Annotated in this window: 10 protein-coding genes; 6 read left to right on the plus strand and 4 right to left on the minus strand. The window is 61.3% G+C overall.

The features are described from left to right. The 3 genes from RBB16_RS00915 to RBB16_RS00925 are packed head-to-tail and all read left to right on the plus strand — an operon-like array spanning position 1 to position 4,140. Positions 1-2,652, plus strand: coding sequence for a glycosyltransferase (locus tag RBB16_RS00915; protein ID WP_306044328.1), 2,652 nt, complete (start codon positions 1-3; stop codon positions 2,650-2,652). Then, a complete protein-coding gene (locus RBB16_RS00920; protein ID WP_306044330.1) occupies positions 2,639-3,415 on the plus strand; it encodes an FkbM family methyltransferase in 777 nt (258 codons plus the stop codon). Before RBB16_RS00915 ends, RBB16_RS00920 begins: the two co-directional genes overlap by 14 nt. Then, positions 3,412-4,140, plus strand: coding sequence for a sulfotransferase (locus RBB16_RS00925; RefSeq protein ID WP_306044331.1), 729 nt, complete (start codon positions 3,412-3,414; stop codon positions 4,138-4,140). Before RBB16_RS00920 ends, RBB16_RS00925 begins: the two co-directional genes overlap by 4 nt. 20 nt (positions 4,141-4,160) lie before the next feature. Here the strand turns inward: RBB16_RS00925 and RBB16_RS00930 are convergent, their stop codons facing one another. Beyond that, positions 4,161-6,815, minus strand: a complete 2,655-nt coding sequence (locus RBB16_RS00930; RefSeq protein WP_306044332.1) for an FG-GAP-like repeat-containing protein — start codon at positions 6,813-6,815, stop codon at positions 4,161-4,163. Between the two features lie 417 nt (positions 6,816-7,232). Next, entirely contained in the window at positions 7,233-7,919 is a 687-nt protein-coding gene (locus RBB16_RS00935) for a response regulator transcription factor (RefSeq protein WP_071691756.1), read from the minus strand. A 168-nt stretch (positions 7,920-8,087) separates the two neighbouring features. Here RBB16_RS00935 and ribA point away from each other — a divergent pair, with 168 nt between their 5' ends. After that, positions 8,088-9,173: a GTP cyclohydrolase II gene (ribA, locus tag RBB16_RS00940; protein WP_306044470.1), complete on the plus strand. Its 1,086-nt coding sequence runs from the start codon at positions 8,088-8,090 to the stop codon at positions 9,171-9,173. Next, the gene (locus RBB16_RS00945) at positions 9,170-9,664 is read left to right on the plus strand and encodes a L,D-transpeptidase (protein ID WP_306044333.1); all 495 of its coding nucleotides are present in this window, start codon (positions 9,170-9,172) and stop codon (positions 9,662-9,664) included. The genes ribA and RBB16_RS00945 overlap by 4 nt, the downstream gene beginning before the upstream one ends. Positions 9,665-9,845: 181 nt before the next feature. Here RBB16_RS00945 and RBB16_RS00950 read toward each other — a convergent pair whose 3' ends face one another. Together RBB16_RS00950 and RBB16_RS00955 are read right to left on the minus strand one after the other, a co-directional pair. Continuing rightward, a complete protein-coding gene (locus RBB16_RS00950) occupies positions 9,846-10,499 on the minus strand; it encodes a YggS family pyridoxal phosphate-dependent enzyme (protein WP_306044334.1) in 654 nt (217 codons plus the stop codon). Positions 10,500-10,574: 75 nt separating this feature from the next. After that, positions 10,575-11,591 (minus strand): porin, encoded by a 1,017-nt coding sequence (locus RBB16_RS00955; protein WP_306044335.1) that lies wholly within the window; start codon positions 11,589-11,591, stop codon positions 10,575-10,577. Positions 11,592-11,858: 267 nt separating this feature from the next. On the opposite strand from RBB16_RS00955, the gene RBB16_RS00960 reads away from it, so the two are divergent. Further along, the gene (locus RBB16_RS00960; protein ID WP_306044336.1) at positions 11,859-12,353 is read left to right on the plus strand and encodes a DUF3576 domain-containing protein; all 495 of its coding nucleotides are present in this window, start codon (positions 11,859-11,861) and stop codon (positions 12,351-12,353) included. Positions 12,354-12,407: the final 54 nt, after the last annotated feature.

The raw sequence follows: 12,407 nt of genomic DNA on the forward strand, positions 1-12,407 counted from the left end.
ATGCGCGACGTAGCAGAACCGGCTGCACCGAGGGTTGCGATCGTCATTCCGGTGTTCCGCCACTCCGGCCTGGTGACCGAGGCGCTGGAATCAGCTCTTGCGCAGGAAGCGCCCTTTCCGTTCCTTGTGGCACTGGTCAACGATGGGTGCCCCTATCCCGAAACGGAAGAGGTCGGGCTGGCCTATGCCCGAGCCTATCCGCATCGCGTGATTTATCTTCGCAAGCCGAATGGCGGGCTCGCCAGCGCGCGCAACCACGGAATTCGTACGGTTCTGGACCGGTATCCCTCGGTCGATGCGATCTATTTCCTCGACGCCGACAACCGGCTGAGACCGCAGGCGATGGCACGGGCCATGGCCACGCTTGACGCGGATCCGGACGCAGACTGGATATATCCCAGCATCGACATGTTCGGCCTTCCCAGCGCATGGGATTACAGCGGGCCCTATTCACTTCTTCAACACTCGACCATCAACATCTGCGAGGCGGGCAGCCTTGTCAGACGAAAGGTCTTCGAAGACGGGGTATTCTTCGATCAGAGCTTTCGGCTCGGGTGGGAGGATTGGGATTTCTTCCTGTCGGCGGCGCGCTCCGGGTTCCGGGGAAAGTACCTGGAGGACTTTGGCTTCCGTTACCGGAAGCGCCCCGAAAGCATGCTGATGGAGGCCGACCGCGAAGCGGCCCAGTTGCAGGGGGATATGGCGCAGAAGCACAAGCTGTTGTTTGCGCCGCGTGAACTGGTGCGCCTGGAAGCCGACGAGGCACCGCGATACGCCATCTACATGCCCGACCGGGCCGAGTTGCTGCATTGTGTCGATCCGGATGACGGATCTTTGCGCGTTGTGGATGTCGAAACTCATATCCGGCAGGTATGGCAAGCTCAGGTTCTTCCCGGTGCAAACTCGGCACCGCCTTTCACCGTGGTCATGCACAGTGCGGTTCTGGCCTGCCTCAGGTCGGCCGGTCTCTTGCACTGGGCCTTGTGGAAGCTGGAAAGCCAACTGGAATCCGCGCATGTTGCCGGACTTCATATTTCCCAGGGCACACCGGGACGCGTTGAGATAGCTGATATATCGGCTACCGAGGACAAGAGCCGAATTCGCCAAGCCGCGGTTGCTGCCATTTCCCCGAAATTGCTTACCGAGGTGCTGCGCGATACGGTTTCCGACTGGATCGACACAGTTCTCAGTGCCCATCCCAAGCCCAAGATTGCCCAGAGCGAGCTGTTTCTTCCCGCCTCCGTCGCAGACACGGACCGCCTGCACCGCGACGCGACCAGCAGCCTTGTCCAGCTGATCCACTCTTTGCGCGCATCTCCCTACCGTGCAGCGCTTGGGCAGGAGTGGCAGTGGCGCAGCAACGGCGCGACGATGCGCAATCTCGAATACAGGATTCCCCGAAAGCGGTTTTCGGGTCAGCCGGTATATCCGCGTGTCACGCGAGATACATCGCGCAACATGGGCTTCCTGCTGCCAATGGCGGAATTCGCGGGCGTCGAACGGGTCGCCTACAATATCGCCAAAGCGATGCGGGCACGCGGCTGGTCCACTCATGCCATGCTGCTTGATACCGGGTCGATCAAGATCCTGCCCGACTGGCAGGACGCATTCGATAGCGTGGGGTTCCTGTCCGACCCCGACTTCCGTCTTGGCGGGGACGGGCCGCAGAATTTCCTGGGCAGCCCGATATCAGACTGGGCGGTGTCGGGTAATCACGACAAAGTCCTCAGCATGCTTCACTGGCTCGACTGCGTGATCAACTTCCATGGTGGCGCGGTGGCCGGGACAATGGGACAGCTTCGGCGACTGGGTGTTCGCACCGTGAACTCTTTACATGTCCATGACCTGACCCGCTTTGGACGCCCCACCGGGAATACACATGTGGGTCTTGCTTATGAGCACGCCTTTGATCTGTTTGCCCCGTGCTCCGAAGCGATGGCCAGCTGGTTGCGCGGCATGGGCGTTCCGCGTCAGAAGATCGTGACCGTTCCGAATGCGCCAGGCTTTGACCTGCCAAGTTCCGTGCTGGTATCTGATGCCCTTGCCCGGCGTCGTGACCGCCCCGCCGACCAACCGCTCAGGGCGCTTTTCATCGGTCGGCTGGACCGTCAGAAAGGCGTCGACCGACTGGACGCATTGATCCGCGCCAGCAAGTCCCGTCGCTTGCCGGTGGATTGGCGTGTCATTGGCAGTTCGGTCATGGGGGACAGCAGAAGCCTGCCAGGTGGCAACCTTGCCATCTCGCCAGAAGCCCCGCTGTCCGATCCCGCGGATCTTGCCGCCGCCTATGACTGGGCGGATGTCGTTGTGATGCTGTCCCGCTACGAGGGATTGCCGCTGACGGTGCTGGAGGCCATGCGTTCTGGCGCGGTGGTGATCTCGACGGATGTCGGCGCCATCTCAGAGGTAGTGCAAGACGGCAAGTCCGGCATTCTGTTTCCCGACAGCGAAGATATTACCCCGGCGCTGGATACGCTTGAGCTTCTGTCCGGCGATCGCGCCCGTTTGCGCGCCATGTCGGCTTCCGGTTTTGAAGACATGCTTTCTCGTACATGGCAGACGGCGACACAGGCGCTCTCTGACGCGTTGGAACAGCCAGCACCGTCCGCGCCAACAGATCCCTTGAAGGATGATGGAAATGACGACACCTAGCACGAGCCAAGAGCCCCGTTCGGATCTGATTTACGACCTCGGCATGCATTGGGCTCTTGATACCGATTTCTATCTTCGCAAGGGCTTTTCGGTTGTTGCGCTGGAAGCGAACCCTGAAATGTGCAAGCGCGCGCAGGAGAAGTTTTCAACCGAAGTGGCCGATGGTCGCCTTGCGATCGTGAACCGCGCCTTCTGGGACACGGAGGATCACCAGATCGCTTTTCACGTCAATCCGGTCAAGGACGACTGGAGCAGCGTCAAGAAGGGATGGGCCGAAAAAGGCGGCCATGAATCAGAGGAAATACAGGTTCAGACCGTGACATTGGCGGGGCTTTTCGACCGCTATGGTGTTCCGCGCTACATCAAGTGTGACATGGAAGGCGTGGATGACCTGTTTACCCAACAGTTGGCAACCGACGCACGGCGCCCGGATTTCGTTTCCGTAGAGGCCATGTCGGCAGATACCATCTGCTTTCTGCGCGCGGCGGGCTATGACCGGTTCCAGATTGTAAACCAGGCGCTGCACAACATGGTCCGCCCGGTGGAACCCGCGCGAGAAGGGCAGTTTGCGGATGCAAAGTTCAACGGCCATATGAGCGGGCTATTCGGGAAGGAACTGCCGCCCGAGAAGTGGATCGATGCGGAAGAGTGCCTCGACCGGTTCCAGATGTTCCGGAAATTGCAGCTCAAGGATGGAATGCTTGCCCATGGCTGGATCGATTTCCACGCCACGACACAAGCCAGCCTGGAGAAAACAGCGTGACGCGTTCGACGGATTGTACCCGCTTCGTCATTCTCAGCGAGGCCCGGTCGGGAACCTCTCTGTTGACCGAAACGCTAAACAGCCACCCCGAGATCACGTGCCATGGCGAAGTGTTCCATCCGAACCCGGCGTGGCATTTCCGGGGCACCATGGCGGAGTGGAGCAATGACACATTGCTCAAACTGCGCGCGGAAAAGGCGGTGTTTCTCGACCGGGTGTTTGATCAGCCCGATGCGACAGCAGTCGGATTCAAGATGTGGCGCATTCAGGAGCCCGACGAATGCGCACGGCTGCTTGCCGATGGGTCAGTGTCGAAGATCATCCTCGAACGTCGCAACAAGCTGTCTCAGTATTCCTCAACTCTGTTGGCCCACCAGACAGGAATCTGGAACCTCAGCGCAGACTCAGGCGGCAAGAAGCTGGAATCCGCGCCGCTGGTCTTCGATGCCAGGGCTTTCCGAAAGTTCATCGCGTATCAAACCGAGACATTTGACTATTATCGCAGTCAGGCAACCGGTCCCACGCTGAACATTTCCTTTTCGAGCCTGGTGCAAGACGGGTTCGATGGTGTTCAGGATTTCCTTGGGGTTCAAAGACAGCCGCTTGATCCGCAGAAACGCCGCCTGCATGGCACCGACATTCTGGCGCGCTTCCAGCAATCGGATCACGCGGCAATCCGGGCGGAACTGAGCAGTCTCGGACAACCCGGGTGGGTCACCGAGTAGCGACCTTGATCGGGCACCGTTCAGAACACGAACTCATCCACGAACTGCCCCTCGACGTCCCATTCCAGCCCGGTCTGGCCGATGGTCTGCCAGGTGGGGCCGCCGCCATCCATGTCGTACATACCGACCGTGCCGGTGTTCACGTTCCGCCACAGGATGTCGTCCGTACCGTCGCCATTGTAATCGCCCGTGCCCACGATATCCCAGTCGAAGCTCGCTTGCCCCAGGCCCTGCCAGACTGGCGAACCGGAGCCCATGGCGTAGTAGCCCACGGCGCCCGAGCTCTCGTGCCGCCACAAGAGGTCATCCGTGCCGTCGCCGTCCAGATCGCCGGTCCCCACCAGCCGCCAGTCGTTGGAAGCATTGGCAACGATGCTCCACGTGGGCGTGCCCGCCGAGGATATCTCGAACTGGCCCACCTGACCGGTCGTGGAATTGCGCCAGATGATGTCGTCGATCCCGTCGCCGGTCGTGTCGCCGGTCGCCACGATCTCCCACGGGGCCGAGGAGCCGCCGATCGTCTGCCAGCTGGACGAGCCGCCGGACATGGCGAACATGCCAACACCGCCATTGCTGCTGTTCTGCCAGAGGATATCGTCGGTGCCGTCACCGTTGAAATCGCCGACGCCCACGATGCCCCACGCGGAACTGGCCTGCCCCAAGGCATTCCAGACCGGGCTTCCGCTACCCATAGCCGAGAAGCCGATGCCGCCGGAGCTGTCATTGCGCCAGAGAATATCGTCGGTGCCATCGCCGTCGAAATCGCCCACAAACGAGATCTGCCAGACCGGGGTCTCCTGACCCAGAACGCTCCACGTTGGCGTGCCGCCCGCCATGTCGAACATGCCGAGCTGCCCGGTCGTGCCATTGCGCCACAGGATGTCGGAGGTGCCATCGCCCGTGAGGTCTGACAAAGAGTTAGAGACCCCCGAAGGCCCGCCGCCGCCTGTGCCGGACAGCGTGTATTCATAGGCGATGTATTCCCGCTGGACCCATTCCTCGTAGGCCTCCAAGAAAGCCCCGTCGCTGCCCAACACATTCGGGTCAAAGGCGGAATACTGGGCGAAGAATTCCCGAACCAGTGCCTCTTCCTCGGCCGTCAGGTTTTCGTCCAACCCCCAGCTTGCATAGCCCACATAACCGGTAACGGTCAGATCTCCGGCGTAGCTGTTTAGCGCCGCTGTGACGAATTCGGCGGAGTGCAGGTGGTCGGAATGCTCGATATCCGCATAGTCAGTCGTGTGATCCTGAAGGTGTATGTGATCGGGCTGATGCTGATCGAGAAGCGCCGACAACAGGCCGACAAGGTCCGCGTGCGTGTAAGTCGCGCTTCCGTCCACCGCCGTGATCGTCGCGATGTCTCCGTCCCAAAGCTGTTCCAGGCTTTCGAAATTGTTGACCTCTGACCCTTCGCCCCGACTGAATCCATCGGGAAGGCGCAGGAAATAGAGCCGAATGTCGGGCTGGCTGGCAAGGTAGGAACTCGCGACCTCGAACTGGCTGTTGCCGACAGTCAGGGTAACGGTTTCGTCCACCCAATCATTCGCCCCGGCCATCTGCCCATAGGCCGCGCGTTCACCTGCTTCCCTTGCGCCCCAATACCCTGCGTCCTGCCCGGCATCACCCGCCGTCAGATAGACGACGCTGACCGGATCGGGCCCGTCGATCAGCCGATCTATGGTCGGGTTCATGAACAGCAGATCGTCATCCTGATGGGCGACGAAGATCATGTCTCCGACTCCAACGACCGGGTCGGCCGGGTCGGCGCCACCCGTGCCATCCTGTGGCGCGGACACCGTCAGATCCAGAACCACCCCATTCAGCCTCCCACCCCCGGCGGAGCCCATGGAACCGATCGTTGCTTCCTCTGCAAGAAAGCCGGTCGGGACGGTCCCCGCTGCGTCCACCAAGCGGACGGAGTCTCTCTCGATCCAGATCGTGCCATCTGCATCGGCCCCCACGGACCACATGGCCCACGCACCTTCTGAAATCGCGTCAGAAGCCGTGACACTGTAGATCTGTCCAGCCTCCACGATCTCGAAACGGATATCGTTGCTGTCCGCGACCCGGAACAATCGTATTGCCGATCCGCTATCGGCATTGCCGTAGGTGAACACCGTCTGATCCTCACCTGCCCGCAGATCGTCGAACCGAACAACGGCATCGACCTGGAAGGCTCCATTGATGTCCTCGGGGTTGTTGAGGCGACCGCCATCCACCACATCGCCTGCGTTGGTGATATCGACCCCGAGGATTGCCCCGATCAAGGGCGAATCGTCCGCCCAGTTGGATTGGCCCAACAGTTCATTCGGGCGCAGGCTGTCATCCGGCACAACCGCCTGTGTCTGCCCCAACCGAACACCGTCCCGGTCAAGCCACATCAGGCCGTCCCGATCTATTCCAACGGTCCAGGTGGCGGTTTCCCCCTCAAGGATCGCGCCCGGTGCGATCACTGAATAGGTGGTGCCGTCCTGATAGAGGGCGAACATGATGTCGCCGGTATTCTCGACCTGCGTCAGCAGGATGTTATTGCCACCCGCCCCGGACCCTATATCAATCAACCGTTGCCAATACCCGCCGGTCAGATCGTCAAAGCGGGCGACCACCTGCAACTCGAAGCTGCCGGAAATGTCTGCGACATCGCCGAGCGGAAAGGTCGGTTCAAGGGGCGGCATGGCAATTCCTCTTTCGGGCCGGAAGGCAACCATCGTGACGACCTGCGCCCCGGGCGACAGCCATGTCGCAGCAGAGCGCAGCCCCAAGAACAATTCCTCTTCCGCCCGGAACAATGCGGACGATGACAACAGAGCTACTCATGCGATGGTTAAGGCGGCGTTTTCATTGCCTCGAAAAAGGTTAACCGCTTCTTCTGAAAAATGTCGGCCAGATCGTCGAAGCAATGCGTTTCAAGGAAGGAAACAATCAATTTGCCTCATTCCGCACTGGTCGGACCGCCGATCAATGCGCGTCGTGCCCGCCAGACGAAAAAAGCCCGGCGCTCGGCCGGGCCAGTCCAACAGGGAGGTAGGTGTTGTTCACCTTCTGTCAACTATCGGTTGATTAAATCAATTAGTCAACATTTAGCGGTTATTTCACGCCAAAAGACGATATCCGCCGCTTTCTGTGACCAAAATGCGCGCATTCGAGGGGTCGGGCTCGATCTTCTGGCGCAAGCGGTAGATATGCGTTTCCAGCGTATGGGTGGTCACCCCGGCGTTGTAGCCCCAGACCTCGTGCAACAGCACATCACGCGCCACCACACCATCCTGGGCGCGATAAAGGTATTTGAGGATATTCGTTTCCTTCTCGGTCAACCGGATTTTCTTCATATCCTCCGTTTCCAGCATCTTCATGGCGGGCTTGAACGTGTAGGGCCCAAGCTGGAATACGGCATCTTCCGATTGTTCATGCTGGCGCAGTTGCGCGCGAATGCGGGCCAGAAGAACCGGAAACTTGAAGGGCTTCGTGACATAGTCATTCGCCCCCGCATCAAGGCCAAGGATGGTATCTGCATCGCTGTCATGGCCGGTCAGCATCAGAACCGGGCATTTCACCCCCTGCTTGCGCATCAGGCGGCACAGTTCGCGACCATCGGTGTCGGGCAGACCCACGTCCAGGATTACCAGATCGTATATCGCTTCCTTTGCCTTTTGCAGGCCTTCGGACCCATTGCCGGCCTCGAACACGTCGAAATCTTCGGTCATGATCAGCTGTTCGGCCAATGCCTCGCGCAGATCCTCGTCATCATCCACCAGCAGGATTTTCTTGAGATTGGCCATTCTTGGTGGCTCCCGTTGCTTGTTCTTCTCTGCACATGTCGTGCAATCACCCGTCTGACAAGTGCATCGAAAAACTTCTCACGCAGCCGTGTCAGACAGCGAGCAAATGTTTCAAAACGCTACAGGGCAGTCTACATGGGGAAGACACCCGTCGTTCAGGACCATGCGATGCCGCTTCTGCCCACCCCGTCCGAGCTTGCCGCCCGCGCCCGCGCCGACCTGCGCGTCGGCTTGCCTGTCGTTCTGGGGGACGGCGATGGCATTGCCCTGCTGGCGGCAGAAACACTGACCGATGCCCGGCTTTCGGCGATCCGGAGCTTTGGCGAGCTGGACCTCGCAATCACCGACCGGCGCGCGGAAACGCTGAAGGCGCGGGCCTATGATGGCGATCTGGCGCGCGTTGTGGTCCCCGTCGACGCGACTGCATCCTGGGTGCGGGCAATTGCCGATCCCGCCGACGATTTGCGTGTCCCGATGAAAGGCCCGCTGTTGACCCGGCGAGAGGGGGTGGCAGGGCTTCATCGCCTCGCCATTGCCCTGATCAAGTCCGCGCAGCTTCTGCCCGCGGCGATCATCGTGCCGATCGCCAATGCAAAGGCATTCGCCGCCGATCATCATCTGACCCGCCTGCATCCAGACGCCACCCATCAGGACCTGCTGCGCCCACACGCCCTCAACCCCGTTGCAGCCGCCCGCTTGCCGATCGAGGCAGCTGACGCCGGTCGCCTGCATATCTTCCGCCCCGACAATGGCGGGACCGAGCACTACGCAATCGAGATCGGCCGCCCCGACCGTGATGCCCCGGTACTGGCCCGGCTGCATTCCGCCTGCTTCACCGGCGATGTGCTCGGCTCGCTGAAATGCGACTGTGGCCCGCAACTGCGAACCGCTCTTGCAGAGATGGGAACAGCGGGGGCGGGCGTGCTGCTCTACCTCAATCAGGAAGGGCGCGGGATAGGGCTCGCCAACAAGATGCGCGCCTACTCCCTGCAGGATCAGGGCTTCGATACGGTCGAGGCAAACCACCGGCTCGGCTTCGAAGATGATGAACGCGACTTCCGCCTCGGTGCCGATATCCTGCGCCGCATGGGCTTTTCCGCCGTGCGGTTGATGACCAACAACCCCCGCAAGGTGGCGATGATGGAACACGAAGGAATAATGGTGGCCGAACGGGTTCCCCTGATCACCCCGACGAACCGACACAACGCCCACTACCTTGACGTGAAGGCGAAGAAATCAGGCCACCTGCTATGACTCCGCAGGATATGGTCCTGACCCCGATGGGGCTGCGCTTTCAGGGCCGCGTGATTCCCTGCTCCATCGGCAAGGGCGGCATACGGTCGGACAAGCGCGAAGGCGACGGCGCGACCCCGCGCGGCATCCACAGGATCGTGGGCTGCCTCTACCGGCCCGACCGCATGGCGCGTCCGGTAGGTTGGGCAAGGCCGATCGGGCCGGGCGACCTGTGGTCCGACGACCCGGCTTGCCCGGACTACAACCTGCAAGTCCACGCGCCCTACTCAGGCAGCCACGAACGGCTGTCGCGCGCCGACCGCCTGTACGATCTCATCCTGTTGACGGACTGGAACTGGCCTGTCGCAAAACCGGGGCGCGGTTCCGCCATCTTCCTGCATCGCTGGCGCAAGCCGGGCCACCCCACCGAAGGCTGCGTCGCCATGGCACCGGGCCACCTCCTCTGGCTCACCCGGAAGCTGACACAAGGCAGCCGCCTGATCGTGGACTAAGCCCTTTCATCTTGGCAAAAATACCTCCGCCGGAGGCATCCCGACCCCAAAGCCGCAACCGCCGGCGACACCGCAGACCGCCCGGGGCCGAATGTCCATGGCAATGCGACCCGAGGAGGGCTCCGGAGGAGCCTGACGAGGGTCGCCCCCCGGTCGACGCCGGCAGGCGGCGAAACCGCTCTCAGCCCGGCACCCGGTCCCCGAAAATCGCCGACCCCACCCGCACATAGGTCGCGCCAAGCGCAATCGCCGTCTCAAAATCCGCGCTCATGCCCATGGACAGCTCTGCCAGCCCGTTCCTCTCTGCGATCTTTGCAAGCAGGGCGAAGTGCAGCGCCGGTTCCTCGTCGACCGGCGGGATGCACATCAGGCCCTTTACCGGAAGGTCCAGCGCCCGCGCCTCCGCAATGAACGCATCCGCGTCGCCGGGCAGGACGCCCGCCTTCTGCGGCTCCGCGCCGGTGTTCACCTGGATCATCAGGTCCGGGCAATGTCCCAACTCCTGCGCCAGCCGGGCCAGTGTTGTGGCCAGCTTTGGCCGGTCAAGCGTGTGGATCGCGTCAAAGAGCTCCATCGCCTGGCGCGCCTTGTTGCTTTGCAATGGGCCGATCAGATGCAGGTCGACGCCCTCGAAACGGTCCCGGAACGCGGGCCATTTCCCGGCGGCTTCCTGCACTCGGTTTTCCCCGAACAACCGATGCCCCTCTTCCAGCACCGCCTCGACCCGATCCAGCGGTTGCACCTTGGACACGGCAATCAGGCGAACAGACCCGGGCGCGCGTCCTGCGGCGGCTTCTGCCCGTGTGATGGCCCCGGAGATTTCGGAAAGTGACATCTGTGACGGTCCTTCTGCACAAAAGAAAAGAGCGGGCGTAAAGCCCGCTCTTCCCTACCAAATAATCCGGTTGGATTAGAAGGACATTGCCAGGCCGAAGGACCAGGTGTCTGCGCCACCGTCGGTCGAGCCGTAGCCGAGGTGCAGGCCAGCGCCGCCACCCAGGTCGTAAGCTGCTGCGAGGCCGAAGCCCGATGCGCCGGAGTCGTACTCGCCGTAGTTGGCGTGCAGCGAGATGGCGTCCATCGAGTAGCCGATGCCGATGCCCATGTGCGAGTTGTCTGCACCGGCAACACCACCCACATCGGACCAGTCGCTGTACTGGATGCCTGCGGAGAAGCCGCCTGCGAAGGAAGCAACAACCGATGCACCGATGATGGTCTGGTCGTTTGCAGTGCCGAAGTCGGTCGACTGGTAGCCGAGGCCGAGGCTCAGATCCACACCACCTGCGGAGGTGGAGTAACGCAGACCCAGAGCCATGTTGCCGTTGGTGTCGCCCGCGTCAACAACGCCGTTGCCTGCGCCACCAACGGTGTCCTGCTCCATCGAGATCGCGAATGCGAAATCACCGAAGGAGTAGTCGTAACGCAGAACCTGGCCGTCGGAGGAACCGTCGCCGTAGGAGCCGAGGTAGCCGCCGTGTGCGGTTTCATCGTCAGCGATCGAGCCAGGGTTGCCGATGTTGCCGGCTTCGGTCAGGGCCCAGTCCAGAGCGCCGTCGGTGTCACCCATGGTGACGGTGCCGAAGTTGCCGGAAATGAACACTGCAACGCCGCCATCATCGGAGGTGTTATCCAGAGCTGCGTTAGCCGCGTCGGTGCAGGTGTGCACGGTACCCGCGACAGCAGTCTCAGTGACTGTGCAGGATCCAGTGTCCTGAGCTTCGTCCAAGTCTACGGATGCGCCGAAGGTCAGGCCGTTGTCGGTGGTGCCGGAGAGGCTGAAGGTGACGTCGATGTCCTGATGGAACTGGGTTTCCATCATGTCGCCGCCAACCAGACCCATTTCGGCGTAGCCGGAAACGGTAACGTCTGCAGATGCGACGCCCGCGGTGGCGACGAGTGCAGTCGTTGCGAAGAGAACCTTTTTCATGGTTTTTCCCTCGTTAGATAAAATCTCCCCAACCGGGGAATCCGCGTTGGGTATGCCTCTCTCTCAACTTTCAGCGGTCTGATTGCAAGAAAGCGCGTCGCGGATACGGCATCTTGCCCCGGTGATGGTGCAGACATGTCACAGTAGCCCAACGGGTCGCCTGCTTACGCGCCTTTTAAGACACTTGCCGCGCTATTGGCCCTGCGATACCAAGGGCCAAGCGGTTTAAAGGCTGTAAACCGGAATGGAACGGGACGGGAGCGTATCATGATCGGACGTTTGGGCAAAATCTTGGCGATATTGCTTGCGCTCTCGGCGCTGACGGCCTGCGGCGGTCGTTTCGGCGGGCTGGACAATGAGATGAGCGCTGAAACCCGCGCACAACTTATTGAAGGCGGTGCGCTTCCAGACCCTTCCCGCAACACGATCTGGGATCTGTTTTCCAACAATGACGATCCCAATGTCACGGTCGAGGTGAACCGCTACCTGTGGAATGCCTCGCTTGAGATTCTCGACTTCATGCCGATCGAGGCCGCTGATCCGTTCTCGGGCGTCATCGTCTTCGGCTACGGCACCCCGCCCGGTGGCGGCCGCGCTTATCGCGCGACGGTCTATGTGACCGACCCTGCGCTTGATGCCCGCAGCCTGCGCGTGGCCCTGCAATCGCGCGGTGGCCCGGTCAGCCGGGAAACGCAGCGCGCCGTGGAGGATGCGATTCTAACCCGCGCGCGTCAGATCCGTATCCGCGAAGGTGACCTCTAGATTCTGCCCCGCAAGGCTTCTAAACACACGCCGGGCCCAAGTGCCCGGCGTTTT

The organism is Nioella sp. MMSF_3534, assembly GCF_030732985.1.
GTDB lineage: Bacteria > Pseudomonadota > Alphaproteobacteria > Rhodobacterales > Rhodobacteraceae > Nioella.